The 18,082-nt window shown below is 62.0% G+C and carries 17 protein-coding genes; 9 read left to right on the forward strand and 8 right to left on the reverse strand.

The window, feature by feature from the left end; translation table 11 throughout:
• Positions 1–31 precede the first annotated feature (31 nt).
• Together argE and argA are read left to right on the forward strand one after the other, a co-directional pair.
• Positions 32–1,210, forward strand: coding sequence for an acetylornithine deacetylase (gene argE / locus AC0T4W_RS20960; protein ID WP_476322342.1), 1,179 nt, complete (start codon positions 32–34; stop codon positions 1,208–1,210).
• Positions 1,211–1,398: 188 nt separating this feature from the next.
• Positions 1,399–2,697, forward strand: coding sequence for an amino-acid N-acetyltransferase (gene argA, locus AC0T4W_RS20965; RefSeq protein ID WP_476322343.1), 1,299 nt, complete (start codon positions 1,399–1,401; stop codon positions 2,695–2,697).
• Between the two features lie 169 nt (positions 2,698–2,866).
• Here argA and AC0T4W_RS20970 read toward each other — a convergent pair whose 3' ends face one another.
• The 3 genes from AC0T4W_RS20970 to trpB form a co-directional block, all read right to left on the reverse strand.
• The gene (locus AC0T4W_RS20970) at positions 2,867–3,529 is read right to left on the reverse strand and encodes a TetR/AcrR family transcriptional regulator (RefSeq protein ID WP_476322346.1); all 663 of its coding nucleotides are present in this window, start codon (positions 3,527–3,529) and stop codon (positions 2,867–2,869) included.
• 169 nt (positions 3,530–3,698) lie between these two features.
• On the reverse strand, positions 3,699–4,508 hold the full coding sequence (trpA, locus tag AC0T4W_RS20975; RefSeq protein ID WP_476322349.1) for a tryptophan synthase subunit alpha: 810 nt from the start codon (positions 4,506–4,508) through the stop codon (positions 3,699–3,701).
• Entirely contained in the window at positions 4,505–5,716 is a 1,212-nt protein-coding gene (trpB, locus tag AC0T4W_RS20980; protein WP_476322352.1) for a tryptophan synthase subunit beta, read from the reverse strand. Before trpB ends, trpA begins: the two co-directional genes overlap by 4 nt.
• A 132-nt stretch (positions 5,717–5,848) precedes the next feature.
• Between trpB and AC0T4W_RS20985 the strand changes: the two genes are divergently transcribed.
• From AC0T4W_RS20985 to AC0T4W_RS21000, 4 genes are all read left to right on the forward strand, one after another.
• Positions 5,849–6,736: a LysR family transcriptional regulator gene (locus AC0T4W_RS20985; protein WP_476322355.1), complete on the forward strand. Its 888-nt coding sequence runs from the start codon at positions 5,849–5,851 to the stop codon at positions 6,734–6,736.
• 110 nt (positions 6,737–6,846) lie between these two features.
• Positions 6,847–7,062, forward strand: a complete 216-nt coding sequence (locus tag AC0T4W_RS20990; protein ID WP_476322358.1) for a dodecin — start codon at positions 6,847–6,849, stop codon at positions 7,060–7,062.
• A 152-nt stretch (positions 7,063–7,214) separates the two neighbouring features.
• A complete protein-coding gene (locus AC0T4W_RS20995) occupies positions 7,215–8,210 on the forward strand; it encodes an LLM class flavin-dependent oxidoreductase (protein WP_476322360.1) in 996 nt (331 codons plus the stop codon).
• A gap of 70 nt (positions 8,211–8,280) precedes the next feature.
• Positions 8,281–8,712: an OsmC family protein gene (locus tag AC0T4W_RS21000; protein WP_476322363.1), complete on the forward strand. Its 432-nt coding sequence runs from the start codon at positions 8,281–8,283 to the stop codon at positions 8,710–8,712.
• Between the two features lie 143 nt (positions 8,713–8,855).
• On the opposite strand, the gene AC0T4W_RS21005 is transcribed toward AC0T4W_RS21000, so the two are convergent.
• Positions 8,856–9,275 (reverse strand): PA0061/PA0062 family lipoprotein, encoded by a 420-nt coding sequence (locus AC0T4W_RS21005; protein WP_476322366.1) that lies wholly within the window; start codon positions 9,273–9,275, stop codon positions 8,856–8,858.
• A 109-nt stretch (positions 9,276–9,384) separates the two neighbouring features.
• On the opposite strand from AC0T4W_RS21005, the gene AC0T4W_RS21010 reads away from it, so the two are divergent.
• Both AC0T4W_RS21010 and AC0T4W_RS21015 read left to right on the forward strand, forming a co-directional pair.
• The gene (locus tag AC0T4W_RS21010) at positions 9,385–10,437 is read left to right on the forward strand and encodes an aminopeptidase (protein WP_476322369.1); all 1,053 of its coding nucleotides are present in this window, start codon (positions 9,385–9,387) and stop codon (positions 10,435–10,437) included.
• A 64-nt stretch (positions 10,438–10,501) separates the two neighbouring features.
• The gene (locus AC0T4W_RS21015; protein WP_476322372.1) at positions 10,502–10,732 is read left to right on the forward strand and encodes a DUF1161 domain-containing protein; all 231 of its coding nucleotides are present in this window, start codon (positions 10,502–10,504) and stop codon (positions 10,730–10,732) included.
• Between the two features lie 194 nt (positions 10,733–10,926).
• On the opposite strand, the gene AC0T4W_RS21020 is transcribed toward AC0T4W_RS21015, so the two are convergent.
• On the reverse strand, positions 10,927–12,279 hold the full coding sequence (locus AC0T4W_RS21020) for a sigma-54-dependent transcriptional regulator (RefSeq protein ID WP_476322375.1): 1,353 nt from the start codon (positions 12,277–12,279) through the stop codon (positions 10,927–10,929).
• A gap of 60 nt (positions 12,280–12,339) precedes the next feature.
• Complete coding sequence (locus tag AC0T4W_RS21025; RefSeq protein WP_476322378.1) at positions 12,340–14,094, reverse strand: sensor histidine kinase; 1,755 nt, start codon at positions 14,092–14,094, stop codon at positions 12,340–12,342.
• A gap of 191 nt (positions 14,095–14,285) precedes the next feature.
• Between AC0T4W_RS21025 and AC0T4W_RS21030 the strand changes: the two genes are divergently transcribed.
• Positions 14,286–15,641 (forward strand): IS1182 family transposase, encoded by a 1,356-nt coding sequence (locus AC0T4W_RS21030; RefSeq protein ID WP_476315485.1) that lies wholly within the window; start codon positions 14,286–14,288, stop codon positions 15,639–15,641.
• Positions 15,642–15,902: 261 nt separating this feature from the next.
• Here the strand turns inward: AC0T4W_RS21030 and AC0T4W_RS21035 are convergent, their stop codons facing one another.
• Together AC0T4W_RS21035 and AC0T4W_RS21040 are read right to left on the reverse strand one after the other, a co-directional pair.
• The gene (locus tag AC0T4W_RS21035) at positions 15,903–16,295 is read right to left on the reverse strand and encodes a VOC family protein (protein ID WP_476322381.1); all 393 of its coding nucleotides are present in this window, start codon (positions 16,293–16,295) and stop codon (positions 15,903–15,905) included.
• 82 nt (positions 16,296–16,377) lie between these two features.
• Complete coding sequence (locus AC0T4W_RS21040; RefSeq protein WP_476322384.1) at positions 16,378–17,814, reverse strand: Fic family protein; 1,437 nt, start codon at positions 17,812–17,814, stop codon at positions 16,378–16,380.
• Between the last annotated feature and the right edge of the window lie 268 nt (positions 17,815–18,082).

Below are 18,082 nucleotides of genomic sequence, written 5' to 3' on the forward strand. Positions count from 1 at the left end.
CTATGATGGGCCTCGCTTGCGGAGATGACCGATGCCCCTGCCTTCCTTTAAAGAGCAATTCGCTGCCCTGATCGCCGCGCCGTCGGTGAGCTGCACCCAGGCCCATTGGGATCAGTCCAATCGCGCGGTGATCGAACTGCTGTCGAGCTGGCTCGGCGACCTTGGTTTCGCTTGCGACGTGCAACAAGTTTCCCCCGGCAAATTCAACCTGCTCGCCAGTTATGGCAGCGGCTCTGGCGGCCTGGTGCTGGCTGGGCACAGTGATACGGTGCCGTTCGACGCCGCGCTGTGGCAGACCGACCCACTCAAGCTCACCGAAGTCGATGGTCGCTGGGTGGGCCTGGGCAGTTGCGATATGAAGGGCTTTTTCGCCCTGATCATCGAAGCCGTACAGCCCTTGCTTGAGCAGCGCTTCCAACAACCGCTGCTGATTCTCGCCACCTGTGATGAAGAAAGCTCGATGTCCGGCGCCCGTGCCCTGGCGGAGGCTGGACGGTCGCTGGGCCGCGCGGCAGTGATCGGTGAGCCAACCGGCCTCAAGCCCATCCGTCTGCACAAGGGCATCATGATGGAGCGCATCGATATCCTCGGGCAGAGCGGCCATTCCTCCGATCCCAATCTTGGCCACAGCGCCCTGGAAGCGATGCAGGACGTGATGCTGGAGCTGCGCGGCCTGCGTGCGCAATGGCAGCGCGAGTACAACAACGCGCAATTCAGCGTGCCGCAGCCAACCCTGAACTTCGGCTGCATCCATGGCGGCGACAACCCCAACCGCATCTGCGGCCAGTGCTCGCGGGAATTCGACCTACGCCCGCTGCCGGGCATGCAGCCGGAAGTGCTGCGCGCGGCGATTCGGCAGAAGTTGCAGCCGCTAGCCGAGCAACATCAGGTCAAGATCGACTACGCCCCGCTGTTCCCCAGCGTGCCGCCCTTTGAGCAGAGCACCGACAGTGAGCTGGTGCGCATTGCCGAACGCCTGACCGGACACAGCGCCGCCGCAGTGGCATTTGCCACCGAAGCGCCTTATCTTCAGCAGCTTGGCTGCGAAACCCTGGTGCTCGGCCCCGGTGATATCGACTGCGCCCACCAGCCGGGCGAATACCTGGAAATGTCACGTTTGCAGCCTACCGTGCGTCTGCTGCAACAGCTGATTGAACATTACTGCCTGCAAGCCAAACAACCTGAGTCATCCGGAGGAGAGAACGCGTGAAGCTGCCCCAACTGCGACGATAACTCCCGCTGCTATCGGCTGCCTCGTATCAACAGCAAGTTGCGCAGCAACGTCCTCCCATCCCCTTCTCCCCCGGGAGAAGGTGGCGCGTAGCGCCGGATGAGGGTGGGCATGCCCATCGCCGCGCCAATCCATGCGTTCCGTATTCGACACAGGTTCTTCAAGCAATGCACGACCACGTCAACTGGCTCCGCCACGCTTCGCCCTATATCAATGCCCACCGTGACTGCACCTTTGTGGTGATGCTGCCCGGCGATGGCGTTGCCCATCCGAACTTCGGCAATATCGTTCACGACCTGGTGCTGCTGCACAGCCTCGGCGTACGCCTGGTGCTGGTGCATGGTTCGCGCCCGCAGATCGAGGCGCGCCTGGCGACAAACGGCCTGACGCCACACTACTACCGCGACCTGCGGGTCACCGACAGCCCGACCCTGGAGTGCGTGATCGACGCCGTTGGCCAGCTGCGCATTGCCATCGAAGCGCGCCTGTCCATGGACATGGCGCGCTCGCCGATGCAGGGCTCGCGCCTGCGCATCACCAGCGGCAATTTTGTCACCGCGCGGCCGATTGGCGTGGTCGATGGCGTCGACTATCACCACACCGGCGAAGTGCGGCGCATCGACCGCAAGGGCATCAACCGCCAGTTGGATGAGCGCAGCATTGTGCTGCTGTCGCCGCTGGGTTATTCGCCCACCGGGGAGATTTTCAACCTGGCCTGCGAAGACGTCGCCACCCGCGCCGCCATCGACTTGGACGCCGACAAGCTGCTGCTGTTCGGTGCCGAATGCGGCCTGCTCGATGAAGCTGGCAAGCTGGTGCGCGAACTGCGCCCACAACAGGTGCCGGCGCATCTGCAACGCCTGGGCAACAGCTACCAGGGCGAGTTGCTCGATGCCGCCGCCGAAGCCTGCAAGGCCGGGGTGCGGCGCAGCCATATCGTCAGTTATACAGAGGATGGCGCGCTGCTCAGCGAGCTGTTTACCCGCACCGGCAACGGCACCCTGGTGGCTCAGGAGCAGTTCGAATCGCTACGCGAGGCGACCATCGAGGATGTCGGCGGGCTGATGGAGCTGATCACTCCGCTGGAAGACCAGGGCATTCTGGTGCGCCGTTCACGCGAGGTGCTGGAGCGCGAGATCGAGCAGTTCAGCATCGTCGAACGTGAAGGGCTGATCATCGCCTGCGCCGCGCTGTATCAGATTGCCGACTCGGATTTCGGCGAGCTGGCGTGCCTGGCGGTCAACCCAGCCTACCGCCACGGCGGCCGTGGTGATGAGCTGCTCGAACGCATCGAAGACCGCGCCCGCGCCCAGGGCCTGAAAACCCTGTTCGTACTCACCACCCGCACCGCCCACTGGTTCCGCGAGCGCGGCTTTATGCCCAGCAGCGTCGACCGCCTGCCAGCCGCCCGCGCCTCGCTGTACAACTTCCAGCGCAACTCGCAGGTGTTTGAAAAGGCGCTGTAGGACTTGGCGCTTTTGTAGGGTGGGTTAGCAGCACCCAGCACATGGCTTACGAAAGATTGCGGTACGCGAGTGCTGCGTAACCCACCAAGCGGCATCAGCTCATTTGGTGGGTTACGGCGCAGCCACATACGCGTCAGCCCTTAGCTATGCAACAAGCGCCTAACCCACCCTACGAATCTTGTCTGACGGTAATCCGCTCGGACAAGGCTCGTTTCGGCAAATGCGGTGGCAGATACAACCCCAAATAAGCATCGAACACCCGCATGCCTTCCTCGGCCATGCGCGGGGTGATTTCGCCGTGCAGCTGTACCGAGCGCGCATACACGCGATCGCCCAGCTCCATGGCCAGGGCGAACACATCCACATCGTCCGGCAGTTGCGGCAAGGGAAAATAACGATCGAACAACTGCTGCATCAGTTGGCCCAGCTCGATGTCGTGTTGCCGATCCGCTTGGGTCACTTCCGCCAGGCCGTGCTGCGCCAGAATCAGCTGCCGCGCGGCGGCATCGGCGGCGTAGATCGCCAGCATACGCTGCTCTACTAAACGCGACAGGTCACGCCAGTCACGCAACTGCGCATGCTCAATCGGCGCCTGCAAACAGGCGCGAAACGCCCCGTGAATATCCGCCGTCAACCCTTCCAGCAATGCCGGTACGCTGGCGAAGAAGTGGTACACCGAAGACGGCGGAATCTGCGCTCGCTCGGCCACGCTGTAGATCGACAGACTGGCCACGCCCTGCTCAGCCAACAGCTCGCGGGCAGCGGCAAGAATGCCGGCGATGCGGCTCTGGCTACTGGCGCGGGGTTTGCGGGCGATAGGCGGGCGTGGCATGGCGAGACTCAAAGGAAAGGAACGCGGTATTGGACGGGAAGTAGCCACAAGCTACAAGCATGAGTAGAAATCTTGGCCGCGTAGGGTGGACATGGCAGAGCCTTGTCCGCCGCTTGCAAGGTGGACAAGCCTACGGCATGTCCACCCTACCCTAACAACCTATGGCTGATTAACTACGCGCGCCGCGCACACCTTCAGCCAGCTGGTTGCATAGGCTAAGCACGCCGTCCACCGCCTGCTCAGTGCTGGTGGCATTGGCAATCTGATCGATCAGCGCCGAACCCACCACCACACCTTCGGCCAGTCGCGCGATAGTCGCGGCATGTTCCGGCGTGCGGATGCCAAAGCCGATGCACAGCGGCAAATCGGTGTGGCGACGCAGGCGAGTAACAGCCTGCTCAACATGATCCAAGGTGGCCGAACCAGCGCCGGTCACACCGGCTACCGAGACGTAATAGACGAAGCCGGAGCTGCCGTTAAGCACCTTAGGCAGGCGCTTGTCGTCGGTGGTGGGAGTGGTTAGACGGATAAAGTCCAGACCCGCGACCTGGGCCGGATCACACAGGTCGACGTTATGCTCCGGCGGCAGGTCGACCACGATCAGCCCGTCGACGCCCGAGGCCACGGCTTCGGCAATAAAGCGCTCGACACCGTACTTGTGGATCGGGTTGAAGTAGCCCATCAGCACCAGCGGCGTGACCTGCTCGCCTTCACGAAATTCACGGACCATCTGCAGAGTCAGGGCCAGGTCCTGGCCGCCTTCTAGGGCGCGGATGTTCGCCAGCTGTATCGCCGGGCCGTCGGCCATCGGGTCGGTGAAGGGCATGCCCAGTTCAATCACATCGGCACCCGCTGCCGGCAAACCTTTGAGGATGGCCAGGGAGGCGTCGTAGTTCGGGTCGCCAGCAGTGACGAAGGTCACCAGGGCGGCGCGGTTCTGTTCTTTCAGCTCGGCAAAGCGGCTTTGCAGGCGGCTCATGCGTGCTTCTCCTGTTGTTCCATGTGGTGCACGATGGTTTGCATGTCTTTGTCGCCTCGCCCGGACAGGTTGATCACCATCAGGTGATCCTTGGGCAGCTTGGGCGCACGCTTAAATACTTCAGCCAGGGCATGGGCGGTTTCCAGGGCTGGGATGATGCCCTCCTGGCGGCAGCAGATATGGAAGGCTTCCAGGGCTTCGGTGTCGGTCACCGAGGTGTATTCGACGCGACCCACCTCATGCAACCAGGCGTGTTCCGGGCCGATGCCGGGGTAATCGAGGCCGGCGGAAATCGAGTGGGCATCGATGATCTGGCCGTCGTCGCTCTGCAGCAGGAAGGTGCGGTTGCCATGCAGCACGCCCGGTACGCCGCCGTTCAGGCTGGCCGCGTGTTTGCCGGTTTCGATGCCGTGACCGGCTGCTTCTACGCCGATGATCTTCACGTCTTTGTCATCGAGGAAGGGGTGGAACAGGCCAATGGCATTCGAGCCACCGCCGATGCAGGCGATCAGGCTGTCAGGCAGGCGACCTTCCTGGGCGAGCATTTGGTCGCGGGTTTCCTTGCCGATCACCGCCTGGAAGTCGCGGACCATCGCCGGGTACGGGTGCGGGCCGGCCACGGTGCCAATCATGTAGAAGGTGGTGTCGACATTGGTCACCCAGTCGCGCAGGGCTTCGTTCATCGCATCTTTCAGGGTGCCGGTACCAGCGACCACAGGCACCACGGTGGCGCCCATCAACTTCATGCGCAGCACGTTGGCGTTCTGCCGATGAATGTCGGTGCTGCCCATAAAGATCACGCATTCCATGCCGAAACGCGCCGCGACGGTGGCTGTGGCCACGCCATGCATACCGGCGCCAGTCTCGGCGATGATGCGTTTTTTGCCCATGCGCTTGGCCAGCAGCACTTGGCCGATGCAGTTGTTGATCTTGTGCGCGCCGGTGTGATTGAGCTCTTCACGCTTGAAGTAGATCTTCGCCCCGCCGCACATCTCGGTCAGGCGTTCGGCGAAATACAACGGGCTCGGCCGGCCGACGAAATCACGCTGAAAGTAGGCCAGTTCCTTCTGGAACTCGGGGTCGAGCTTGGCTTTCTCGTACTCGGCGGCCAGGTCGTGGATCAGCGGCATCAGGGTTTCGGCAACATATTGGCCGCCGAACGAGCCGAACAGGCCGTTGGCGTCTGGGCCAGTGCGGAAGGAAGTCATGGTGTTCTCCTGCAGGTGAATGGGCGCGGTTCGCGGGCATGGCCCGCTCCTACTGCTATGGGCACAGGATAAAGCTGTGGCCCGCTCAGCAAAAGCGATAAGATCGCCGCAACCTGTTAGGAAAACTCACAAATGAACCAAGACCTTCCGCCGCTCAATGCCTTGCGTGCCTTCGAAGCAGCCGCCCGTTTGAACAGCATCAGCCAGGCCGCCAATGAACTGTACGTCACCCACGGCGCGGTCAGTCGACAGGTGCGCGCCCTGGAGGATCACCTGGGCGTGGCGTTGTTCAGCAAGGAAGGTCGTGGCCTTAAACTCACAGATGCGGGCATTCGCCTGCGTGATGTCAGCGCCGACTTATTCAGCCGCCTGCGCAGCACCTGCGCCGAGCTGCAACAGGGCCAGGCCGATGCGCCGTTTGTGCTGGCCTGCCCGGGCAGCCTGTTAGCGCGCTGGTTTATTCCGCGCCTGGATCGGCTCAACCGCGAGCTGCCAGAACTGCGTCTACAGTTGTCCGCCAGCGAGGGCGATCTGGACCCCCGCCGCAGCGGTGTGGACGCAACCCTGTGGTTCGCCGAGCCACCCTGGCCAGCGGATATGCAAGTGTTCGAGCTGGCCGCCGAGCGCATCGGCCCGGTGCTGAGCCCGCGTTATGCGCACTTCGCCAAGTTGCATCAGGCGCCACCCGCTGCCTTGCTCAACGAACCCTTGCTGCACACCAGCTCCCGCCCGCAAGCCTGGCCCAGCTGGGCCACCAGCAACACCCTGGACCCCGCCGCGCTAAAGCTCGGTCAGGGCTTCGAACACCTCTACTACCTGCTGGAAGCCGCTGCTGCGGGCCTGGGCGTGGCCATCGCGCCGCAACAACTAGTGGCCGACGACCTGGCCGCCGGGCGGCTGGTCGCGCCCTGGGGCTTTGTCGAAACCAGCGCACGCTTAGCGCTTTGGGTGCCAATACGCAGCCGCGATAACCGCGCCGAACGCCTGGCGCAGTGGTTGCGCAAGGAGCTGGAGCGCTAGCCAGCAGCATCAACAAGCGGGCAGGCCAAGTGCGACTAATCTGAACTTTAGCGTTCGCGGGCGGGACTCAATGACATGACCCGCCTGTTCAGTCACCTAGGAGAGCTGCAATGTCCGATCATCACACCTACAAGAAAATCGAAATCGTCGGTTCCTCGACAGTCAGTATCGAAGACGCCATCGAAAATGCCCTGGCCGAGGCCGCCAAATCCGTCCGCAACCTGGAGTGGTTCGAAGTGATGGAAACTCGCGGGCATATCGTTGATGGCAAGGTCGGGCATTATCAGGTCACCCTGAAGGTCGGCTTTCGCCTAAGCAATAGCTGAATCCATACGCATGCGGTCATGTCACACATGGCCGCAGATGTACCCACCCCACGCACCTTGTCCCTTGGAATCTGCAGAATAAGCCCCACTATCTAACTCAGGTATTGGCGCTTTGTGGCGCCCGAACGCACGGATAACCCACAGGCAGCCCGATGAGCGCACTCGCACAGAGCAAATTCTCCACCCTCGATCTTGCCCCAGTGCGGGACGACGGCAACGCCGCCCAGGCCCTGCATAACTCCCTGGCACTGGCGCAGCATGCTGAGCGCCTGGGTTTTGAGCGCTTCTGGGTAGCCGAACACCACAATATGGATGGCATCGCCAGTTCGGCCACCGCCGTATTGCTGGGTTATCTGGCAGCTGGTACGTCGAAGATTCGCCTGGGCTCGGGTGGGGTAATGCTGCCCAACCATGCGCCGCTGGTGATCGCTGAGCAGTTCGGCACCCTGGCTACGCTCTACCCCGGCCGTATCGAATTGGGTCTGGGTCGCGCGCCTGGCGCAGACCAATTCACCGCACAGGCCCTGCGCCGCGATCGGATTGGTAGCGCCGACGACTTCCCGGCGGATGTTGCAGAGTTGCAGCGCTACCTCGGCCCGCGCACGCCGGATCAGCGAGTGATCGCCATGCCCGGCACCGACACCAATGTGCCGATCTGGCTGCTCGGCTCCAGCCTGTTCAGCGCTCAACTGGCCGGCGAGAAAGGCCTGCCTTACGCCTTCGCCTCACACTTCGCGCCGCGCTATATGCATGAGGCGATTCGCGTCTACCGCAGTCACTTCAAGCCCTCGGCGGTGCTCGACAAGCCCTATGTGATGCTCGGCGTACCACTGATTGCCGCCGACACGGACGAGCAAGCCGAATACCTGGCCACCTCGGCCTACCAGCGCATCCTCGCCCTGATTCGTGGCCAGAGCCTGGTACAGAAGCCGCCGGTAACCAGCATGCAAGGTCTGTGGCTGCCCCATGAAAAAGAGGCGGTGAGCAGCTTTTTCGGCATGGCGATGATCGGCGGACCGGACAAGGTCCGTGCGCGCCTGGAAGTGCTGCTGGAGCAGACCGGCGCCGATGAGTTGATCTTCACTTGCGACCTGTATGACTTTGCCGACCGCCTGCATGCCTTCGAATTGCTCGCCCAGCTGCGTTAGAACTTATTTTTCGAACTTGTGCCGCCCCGGCCTGCTCTCAACCCTATAACCCACGCACTGGAGTATCCGGATGAAAAAGACAGCCTCAGCTCATTGGCAAGGTGGCATCAAGGACGGTAAAGGCACGATCTCAACCCAGAGCGGCGCCCTGGCAAACGCGCCCTATGGCTTCAATACCCGCTTCGAAGGGCAGCCGGGCACCAACCCGGAAGAACTGCTTGGCGCCGCCCATGCCGGCTGTTTCTCCATGGCGTTGTCCAAGGAGCTTGGCGAGGCCGGAATGACTGCCGAAAGCATCGAAACCAGCGCCGAAGTAACCCTCGACAAACAGGATGGCGGCTTTGCCATCACCGCCGTGCACCTAACGCTCAAAGCGCGAATTCCCGGCGCCGACCGTGCGGCCTTCGAGAAAGCCGTGGCAACCGCTAAAAACGGCTGCCCGGTGTCCAAGGTGCTGAACGCCGAGATCACCCTGGAGGCGCTGCTCGATAGCAGCCTCTAATTCAGAACCTGCTCACGATCTAGCGAGCTAGAGCACTGCAAGGCAAAAACAGGCGAGGAAGCGGAGTGTACTGTTGTACATGAGCATTCCGAGCCTGTTTTTAACACAGCAGGGCCGACGCGCAGCAGATCGTGGGCAGGTTCTTAGAACGTGCCGCAGCGCAGTACCTTACCCCGCGCCAGCACATTGCGCTGCCCATCATAGAGCCAGGCCTGTGCCTTCATCTGCATGGGTCTGGCTTCCAGTCGGTAGCGCTGGCCCGCGATGAAGTTGTCATGCCGAACGCGAATCTCGCAGGTCACCTGGCGCGGCTCATAGGTGCCATCCAGGCCACCGCCGCTGTTCACCTCAAACTGAAAGCGCGCCTGCAGCTCATGGGCACCGGCTGGCACTTGGAAGTAGCGGCCATCGTTCAAACGTTGGCCATCAAGCCGATCCGCCATCAGCAGTGTGCCGGCATGGCTGCGCAGCTCAACCCAGGCCTGGCTTGGGTCAGGCGATGGCACGGGCGAAGCGCAGGCGCTGAGTACCAGCACACCGCCAAGCAAAGCCAGATAACGCATAAAACACCTCCACCAATCGCAACAACCGTTAGCCTACGCCGATCCCGTGCTGGAGGCAGCAACGCCAATACGCTAGCGTGACAGCCTGTTTACTCACGGGTACTGATCAATGTTCGACGCCTTGCTCTGGCGCTGGGTTCCGCTGGCCGCCACGCTGCTGCTCAGCGGCTGCAGCACCCTGGATTACTACAGCCATCTGGCCGGCGGGCACCTGCAACTGCTGCAGGCGCGCGAGCCGATTGCTGAGCTGCTGGCAGACCCGGCGGCCGACCCTGAGTTCAAGCAACGCCTGGCCCTTGCTCAGCAAGCGCGGGATTTTGCCAGCGCTCAGTTAGCCCTGCCCGACAACGACAGCTACCGCATGTATGCCGATATCCAGCGGCCCTTTGTGGTGTGGAATGTCTTCGCCACCCCAGAATTTTCCCTGTCGCCCGAGCTGCACTGTTTTCCCATCGCCGGTTGCGTGGCCTATCGCGGCTTCTACAGCCAAGGCCGCGCACGTGGTTCGGCAGCACTGCTGAAAAAGCAGGGCTTGGATACTTATATGGGCGGTGTCGAGGCCTATTCCACCCTCGGCTGGTTCGATGACCCGATACTCAACACCATGCTGCGCTGGAGCGATGAGCGTCTGGTGGCGGTGATCTTTCACGAACTGGCGCACCAGCAGCTGTATGTGGCCGACGACACCGCGTTCAACGAATCCTTCGCCAGCTTTGTCGAGCGTGAAGGCCTGCGCCAATGGCGCACCAAGCACGGCTTGCAACCCAGCGACCCGCAAGACGAACAGCAGCGCGAACAGTTTATTGCCCTGGTGCTCGCCAGCCGTGCACGGCTGCAGCAGCTGTATGCCAGCGACCTGCCAGCAACGCAGATGCGCAGCAGCAAACAAGCCGAGTTCGCCCGCCTGCGTGCCGAATACCATGCGCTAAGCACGCGCGAGTGGGACGGTCGCGGGCGTTACGACGGCTGGATTAACGCGCCAATCAACAACGCCAAGCTGTTGCCGTTTGGCCTCTATGATCAATGGGTGCCGGCCTTTTCCACGCTGTTCGAGCAGGTTGACCGCGACTGGCCGCGCTTCTATCAGCGTGTCGCAGCGCTGGGCAAACTGCCCGCAACCGAGCGGCATCAAGCCTTGGCTGAGTTATCTGCGGGCTCCTAGAACTTACGTACCGAAAAGCCACTCCAACACCTGTAATTTCTGTTCACGCAAAAGGAGCAATGCAATGAACAAATTCACCCTGGCCGTGCTGCTTGGCCTACTCAGCACCAGCGTATTGGCCGCACCCAAGCCCTGCGAAGTGCTGCGTGCGGAGATTGAAGTGAAAATCCAGGCCGCCGGCGTTGCCAGCTACACCCTGGAAATCGTACCCAACGAAGAAGCTACAGACCCCAATATGGTGGTCGGCAGCTGCGACGGCGGCACCAAGAAGATCATCTATCAACGAAATGGCTGATTCGCGGATGGTTGGGGTCGCCCAGGTTAGACACACAGCGACCTACACCATGCCTGGACACCATGGATATCGCTGCGGCTAACCATCCAGTCTGCTGAAGGCCCGAATGTAGCCGGATAAGCGCAGCGCAATCCGGGAGTTGCGATCCCGGATTGCGGCAGGGCTTATTCGGGCTACGAGCTGTGCGCGTGCGTTCAATCCTCGTCGCTGCTACCGACCGGCCGATAGCTGCTGCGCTGCAAACCGTGGCGCTGCATCTTTTCGTTAAGGGTGCGGCGCGGCAGCTGCAGCAGCGCCATCACCTGGGCGATATTGCCCTGGCAATGCTGCAGGGCGCGGTGCAGGCATTGCGCCTCGAAGGCTTCCATCTGCTCGGCCAGCGATTGCTGCGGCAGGCCATCGCCACTCTCCATACCGCCGCAGAGGCCCAGGGCGTGGCGTTCGGCGGCGTTGATCAGCTCACGTACGTTGCCCGGCCAATCATGCCCGAGCAGCCGGGTCAGCTCGCTGGGCGGCAGGCTCGGTGTCTCACGGCCATGGCGCTGCGCGGCCTGGTTGGCGAAGTGTTCGAACAGCAGCGGAATGTCTTCACGGCGCTCGCGCAGCGGCGGAATGCGCAGGGTGGCGACGTTCAGCCGGTAGTACAGATCTTCACGGAAACGCCCGACCTTGACCTCGTCGAGCAGGTCCGGCTTGACCGCGCTGATCACCCGCAAATCGACCTGAATGCTGCGATTGGAACCGAGCCGCTCAAGGGTTTTCTCCTGCAATACGCGCAGCAGTTTGACCTGCTGGGCCAGCGGCAGGCTTTCCACCTCATCGAGAAACAGCGTACCGCCGTCGGCATGCTCGATACGGCCAATGCGTTTGCCCTGGGCGCCGGTAAAAGCGCCGCTTTCATGGCCGAACAGCTCGCTCTCGAAAAGGTGCTCGGGAATCGCCGCGCAGTTCAGCGCCACAAACGGCTTGCCGGCGCGGTTGCTGAAATCATGTAGGCAGCGGGCAACGCGCTCCTTGCCGCTGCCGGTGTCGCCGCGCAGAAGAATATTTACCGAGGTGCCGGCCAGTTCGAGAATCTGCCGGCGCAGGGTTTCCATCGGCTTTGATACGCCGAGCAGCTGCGCCTCGATATGGTCCTTGAGGGCGAACTGCTGACGCAGCTGGCGGTTTTCACACACCAGGCGGCGCTTGTCCAACGCGCGGCGTACGCTGTCGAGCAGGCGTTCTGGGGTAAAAGGTTTTTCGATAAAGTCATACGCGCCCTGGCGCAGCGCCTGCACCGCCATCGGCACATCGCCATGCCCGGTGATCAGAATCACCGGCAGGTCGCGGTCACGCTCCAGCACGCTGTCGAGCAGCTGCAGGCCATCGGTGCCGGGCATGCGCACATCGCTGATGATGATGCCGGGGTAATCACGGTCGACCAGCGCCAACGCGGCCTGCGCCGTCGAGCAACTCTGCACGCGAAAGCCGGACAGCTCCAGCCACTGCTGCACCGCCTCGCGGATCGCTGCTTCATCGTCGACAACTATTACCTGCCCGGTCATATCACCTCCTAATCAATCGGCGGCAGTGTAGCCCGGATAAAATCCGGGAAATAACCCGCACTACGCATTCGGCGCTGCCGGCAGACGCAGGGTAAACACCGCGCCCTGCTCGCCATTGGCCGCCTCCAGGCTGCCGCCCAGTTCGCGAACGATTCCGTAAGACACCGCCAAACCCAGGCCCAGCCCGGCGCCCACCGGCTTGGTGGTAAAGAACGGCTCGAACACATGCCCCAGCGCCTCGCTAGCAATCCCGCCGCCGCTGTCGGCGATGCTCAGCAGGCACTGCTCGCCCTGGCGCTCGATGCGGATCTGCAACTGCCGCGACTCAACAGGCGCCATGGCATCCAGGGCGTTATTCAGCAGATTGAGCAGCACCTGCTCCAGGCGAATGGCATCGCCCAACACCCGCGCCTCGGTGTCGATCTCGCTGTGCAGCTGCACTTGCTCGCTGCGCAGGCGCGGCGCCAGCAGTTGCAGCGCCTGTTCCAGCACATCGCTCAGACACAGACGCTCACTGAGTCCGGCTGGGCTTTTGCGGGCAAAGGTTTTCAGGTGGCCGGTGAGCCCGGCGATGCGTTGCAGCAGGCCGTCGATGCGCTGCAGCCCTTCGCGCACATCGTCCTGGCGACCGCTGTCGAGCAACAGGCGCAGGCTGCCGAGCTGCATCTGCATGGCAGTCAGCGGCTGGTTGATTTCATGGGCCATGGCCGCCGACATCTGCCCCAGCGCGGCCATCTTTGCTGCGTGCACCAGGCCCTCCTGGGCCTCGCGCAACTCGGCGGTACGCAGCGCCACCTCACGCTCCAGACGCTCGCGAATGCCCGCCTGCAAACGCTGGGTCTTGCGCCGCTGGGCCAGGTAGAGCAGCAGAAACGCCAGGGTCATCCACACTCCGGCGGCGGCCAGGCGGTAGCTGCGCACGCTGTCGACCAGGGTTTTCGGCTCATGCAGCAGGTGCAGGGTCCAGCCCTCGTCATCCAGGGGCTGGCGCTGCCAAAGGTAATCACGCGAGCCATCCGGGCCGTCTACTCGTCGCCACTGGCTGCCGCTGTCGATCTGCCGGCGCAGCGTGCTGGCCAGCGGCTGCAGCGCCTGTTCGGCATATTTGCGCACCTCCACCAGCTCGGCGCGGGCTTGCTCGCTCAACCCGTCGAGGGCGAGAAAACGCCAGGCCGGGCGGTTGCTGAGGATCACCACCGAGTAGCTGTCGGCCACCAGCAGCACACCGGGCTGGCTGACCCATTCACGCTGCAGCTCTTCCAGCTCCAGCTTAACCACCAGCACCCCGAGCACCACGCCGTTGTCGTCACGCACCGCATGGGAAAGGAAATAACCGGGAATGCCGGTGGTCACGCCCACCGCAAAATAGCGCCCGGAAGACTGGCGCAGAGCATCCTGAAAATACGGGCGGAAGGCGTAGTTGTTGCCGACAAAACTGCTCCAGTCGCGCCAATTACTGGCTACCAGGGTTTCGCCTTGGTCGTTGAGCAGGTACAGCACATTGGAGCCAGCGGCGGCGTTGAGCTGCTCCAGCCGCTCATTGAGTTTGCCGCGCAGCAAATTGTCCGTCGGCGCGCGCAGCAGCGACTTGATATCGCTGTCCAGCGCCAGCACCTCGGGCACCGAACGAAAGCGCTCAACCAGGGTGTGGATCGATTGCGCATATAGCTGCAACTGCCCGCGCGCCTCGACGCTGCGCTCCTGCCAGGCGCGCTGCTCGGCATAACGCCCGGCCAGCCAGATGCTCGCCAGCAGGCCTAGCAGAATCAGCAGGACGATCAGCAACACCCGGTAGCGGCCCTGATGTTCGCACATGAAAAAATCCCGGAGAAAGATGCGCCATGTTAAGCCATGGCTGCTCGGCAGGTCGCCGGCTTCACCACCGTATCAGCCAGATGGAGAGCGCGGCACGTAGGCCGGGCCTAGGAGCCTGTCGGACTTTCTGACTCTTCCTTGCGCTGAAAGTATTCGCGACAATCAAGGCCCTGCAATCGAGAGCCCCGCTGATGAGCCGTTTTGTCCTTGCTGACCGAGACACTGCGTATTTACTACCGCCTTCGGTGAACGAGTGGTTGCCGGCGGATCACTTGGCGCGGTTCGTGGTCGAGGTCATCGAGCAACTCGATTTGAGCGAGCTGACTGGGCAGTATGCGGGGCGGGGTTCAGCTGCCCACCATCCGGCCGTGCTCCTGGGGCTGCTGATATACGGCTACGCCAATGGCGTGCACTCCAGCCGCAAGATCGAACGCGCGACCTATGACTCGGTAGCGTTCCGTTATCTGGCGGCCAACACCCACCCCGATCACGACACCTTGGCTACGTTCCGTCGACGTTTCCGGCAGCAGGTTGAATCGCTGTTCGTCCAGGTGCTGATGCTGGCGCGCGAGATGAAGCTGCTCAAGCTCGGTCATATCGCTCTCGACGGCACCAAGATCGAGGCCAACGCCAGTAAGCACAAGGCCTTGTCCTGGGCGCACGCCAACAAGATCGAGGCGCAGTTACGCCAGGAGGTCCAGCAGTTGCTGGCGCTGGCCGAGAACAGCGACTGCGCCGCCGTACCCGATGGCATGGATGTGCCGGCGGAGATTGCCCGGCGCGAAGATCGGCTCAGCGCGATAGCCCAGGCCAAAGCGAAGATCGAGCAACGTGCAGCTGAGCGACACGCCATTGAGCAACAGCAATTCGAGGCCAAGACGGCCAAGCGTGAGGCCCAGCGCAAGGCTGGAAAGAAACCACGCGGCAAGGATCCAGAACCGCCCGCAGCGGGCCCCAAAGACAGCGATCAAGTCAATCTGACCGATGAAGAGTCACGCATCATGCCCGTCTCCGGTGGCGGCTTCGAGCAGAGCTATAACGCTCAAGCCGGGGTCGACACCGAGACGATGCTGGTGGTCACACAGCATGTAACCCAGGCCTGCAACGACAAGCGCGAAGTGGTTCCCACGCTACAGCGCATAGCCACCTTGCCCGCCGAATTAGGCGAGGTGAAAAGCCTGATTGCGGACAGCGGCTTCTTCAGCCAGGCCAACGTGAGCGCCTGCCACGAAGCCAAGGTCGAACCGCTTCTGGCGCTCAAACGCGAGTCGCACCACACCCCGGTACTGGAGCGCTTTGCCACCGACTCGCCGCTACCACAGACGAGTAACCCAGTCGAACAGATGGCTCACCGACTGAGCACGCAAGAAGGTCGAGCGCTGTACAGGCTACGCAAACAGACGGTCGAACCGGTGTTTGGCATCATCAAGCGAGTGATGGGCTGGCGGCAGATGAGCATGCGCGGCCTGGCCAACGCCCAGGGCGAATGGAGCCTGGTGACCATGGCCTGGAACATCAAGCGTTTGCATGTGCTACGCGCGATGTAACGCGGCCGAAAAGTACGCCCACCCGCGTCCAGGCAGCTGCTCAGGTGCACGAACGGACCGCCTGGGTTCGCGATAGTCAACTCGGATGCTTAGAAAGAACGACCCCGAGCAATCAAAGACCTAAACCCGCGCTGTCATTCCTTTTCGGGTTAAGTCCGACAGGCTCCTAGGCACCCGATCAGCTGCCCCCGGCGTTACCCACAGCCGCAGGATGGGCCTGGCCCTGCCGAGCGCCCACAAAACCCGGTGCGAAATGGCCCCTCACTCAGGCTCATGACAGACCACGCAGAGCTTGTTGCCGTCCGGGTCGCGAAAGTAGGCCGCGTAGTAGTCCGGGTGGTACTCGGCGCGCAGCCCCGGTGGCCCCTCACAGCGTCCGCCGTGGCTGAGCGCCAGCCGATAAGCCTGCTCGACCTCGGCCCGGCTCTGTGCCAACAGCGCCGCCATCTGTCCGTTGCCTGGGTGATGCGGGGCACCATCATGGGGTTTGCCGATCAGCAGCAGCGGCCGGGGCTCCGGCTTGGATTGCCAGGCCGCCCAGGGTTTGTGCTCGTCGATAAAACGCAGCTCGATACCCAGCAGCGTCATGATCGGCTGGTAGAAGGTCAGTGCTCGCGGAAAATCGCTCACGCCAATGCAGATATGGGAAAACATAGGCTTGCTCTCGGTAGGGGCAGAGGTACATAAGATCGCGACAGTGAAGGTAGTGTATGTACTGCACAAGATCCTTCGGCGATCAGCCTGCCGAACCAGCGCCTGCCACCCCATCCCTAACCGGCTGCCAGGCCAAAAACTCCGAATACCTCAGCCGATAACGGGCCACGCTGCCTTCGTGTAGGTGCTTGAGGGCACTGCTGAGGAGTTGAACGAAAGCATCCTGATCTTCGACCGGTGCTTTTTCCTGGGCCAGTTGCCTGATCACTTGCGCGCTGGGTGCCAGGCGCTGCTTGACCACCCATTGCACGGCCTCGATCAGCGCCGTCCGGTAGCGAATCCGCAATGGGTCGGGGTCACTCATGCTCTGGCTGATGGCCAGGTAGCGTTGGCATGAGCGCTCGTAGGCCCAGACAAATACGTCGCGCAGCAACTCGATGCGGTTCAGCTCATAGACACCCAAAATGCCTTCCACATAGGCACGCTCCGGCACATCGATAAAGGACAGCGGGCAGAGGTTATGGCGGATCAACGGGATGTTTGCGCCGATACGCGATACCCGTTTGTTGACATCCTCGAATGGCTGCAAATAGGGCAGCTGCACCATCAGGAAAAATGCCTGCTCAAAGGGATCGGTAATGGCCGCCGCCTTGCGCAGAAGCTCAATAAAGCAGTCTTCCAGCACCTGGGGTAAGGCGAGCGGCTGAAATACGGTGGCGGAAATTTCCACCGGGCGGCGACGCAAGCGCCCGCAGGCCTGCTCATCGGCCATCAGGTTTTCCGCGAGAATTGCATGTAGGTTTTTAAAGGTGAAGGGGTTGAAATCCACCTGATCGACATCCTCGACGAGCATCTCGATGGCAGCTTTGTGGTTGAGGATCATCTGGGTTTCCTGGGCATCCTTGCCCTGCGCCACCTGCCCGAGTTCGATCAGGTTCTGCGTATCCAGACGGCTGTAAGTGTTGCCCTCCAGACGCGATGATGCCCAAGACAGATCCACCAGCAGGCGATTGTAGATATCTCTGGCATAGGTGCCGGCAGGCCGCGTGGCCCGCGCGGTGCGGCCGATCTCATGCAGTTGCGCACGCAGCGACTCCGGCAAATAGAAGCTCACCCCAGGCTCATAATTCTCAAGAAATGCGTGCTGGTAACCCACTGGGCGGCGATGCATTAACGGCCGGCGTACTAGATCGCGGATTTGCGCGCCGGCCGGGGAAACCGGCACGTACAGCTCGACATCATAGGCATCGGCGACTGCTCGCGGCTCGGATACCTCGGTAGCAGTGTCGTGAGGAACGCTCTTGTAGACCAAGGCAACACTTTCACCGCTGGAAAGGATGCGCTTGTGCGCAAGCAGGTTTTCCAATCGACGCTGCAAGGTACGCCGGTTCAGGGTCAGGGACAGACGCTGGGCCAAACGCTGCTCCAGCTCGGCAATACCGATACCGTCGCGCTGCTCGGCGATCAGCGTTTCGATGGCGTTGAGCTGGTTATCCAGTCGGGAATTAGAATTGGTCATGACAGATCCCTGGGCAAAGCAATCGACGGCCAACTGTCACGCTTTGCAATGGCACGACAAAAAGCACGACACTAATATGTCGCTGAAAGTGTCGCACCTCAAGAAAAAATGTCGCGCAATTTGTCGTGCTTTTTGTGAGAGCCTCAGTTCGCTTCGTTTCTACCCAGCAGATAGCCATCAATAATTCGGCCCTGCTGCTCACACAACTGCGCGCGGGAGCGGCCTGGCATTTGGGCATGACGAGAATCCCGGAGAAAGATGCGCCATG

The organism is Pseudomonas sp. C7.1 (assembly GCF_056312395.1).

Bases quoted from the DNA above. Each gene is read 5' to 3' on its own strand.
- argE (WP_476322342.1), top strand. From the start codon at position 32: ATGCCCCTGCCTTCCTTTAAAGAGCAATTCGCTGCCCTGATCGCCGCG.
- argA (WP_476322343.1), top strand. From the start codon at position 1,399: ATGCACGACCACGTCAACTGGCTCCGCCACGCTTCGCCCTATATCAAT.
- AC0T4W_RS20970 (WP_476322346.1), bottom strand. From the start codon at position 3,529: ATGCCACGCCCGCCTATCGCCCGCAAACCCCGCGCCAGTAGCCAGAGC.
- trpA (WP_476322349.1), bottom strand. From the start codon at position 4,508: ATGAGCCGCCTGCAAAGCCGCTTTGCCGAGCTGAAAGAACAGAACCGC.
- trpB (WP_476322352.1), bottom strand. From the start codon at position 5,716: ATGACTTCCTTCCGCACTGGCCCAGACGCCAACGGCCTGTTCGGCTCG.
- AC0T4W_RS20985 (WP_476322355.1), top strand. From the start codon at position 5,849: ATGAACCAAGACCTTCCGCCGCTCAATGCCTTGCGTGCCTTCGAAGCA.
- AC0T4W_RS20990 (WP_476322358.1), top strand. From the start codon at position 6,847: ATGTCCGATCATCACACCTACAAGAAAATCGAAATCGTCGGTTCCTCG.
- AC0T4W_RS20995 (WP_476322360.1), top strand. From the start codon at position 7,215: ATGAGCGCACTCGCACAGAGCAAATTCTCCACCCTCGATCTTGCCCCA.
- AC0T4W_RS21000 (WP_476322363.1), top strand. From the start codon at position 8,281: ATGAAAAAGACAGCCTCAGCTCATTGGCAAGGTGGCATCAAGGACGGT.
- AC0T4W_RS21005 (WP_476322366.1), bottom strand. From the start codon at position 9,275: ATGCGTTATCTGGCTTTGCTTGGCGGTGTGCTGGTACTCAGCGCCTGC.
- AC0T4W_RS21010 (WP_476322369.1), top strand. From the start codon at position 9,385: ATGTTCGACGCCTTGCTCTGGCGCTGGGTTCCGCTGGCCGCCACGCTG.
- AC0T4W_RS21015 (WP_476322372.1), top strand. From the start codon at position 10,502: ATGAACAAATTCACCCTGGCCGTGCTGCTTGGCCTACTCAGCACCAGC.
- AC0T4W_RS21020 (WP_476322375.1), bottom strand. From the start codon at position 12,279: ATGACCGGGCAGGTAATAGTTGTCGACGATGAAGCAGCGATCCGCGAG.
- AC0T4W_RS21025 (WP_476322378.1), bottom strand. From the start codon at position 14,094: ATGTGCGAACATCAGGGCCGCTACCGGGTGTTGCTGATCGTCCTGCTG.
- AC0T4W_RS21030 (WP_476315485.1), top strand. From the start codon at position 14,286: ATGAGCCGTTTTGTCCTTGCTGACCGAGACACTGCGTATTTACTACCG.
- AC0T4W_RS21035 (WP_476322381.1), bottom strand. From the start codon at position 16,295: ATGTTTTCCCATATCTGCATTGGCGTGAGCGATTTTCCGCGAGCACTG.
- AC0T4W_RS21040 (WP_476322384.1), bottom strand. From the start codon at position 17,814: ATGACCAATTCTAATTCCCGACTGGATAACCAGCTCAACGCCATCGAA.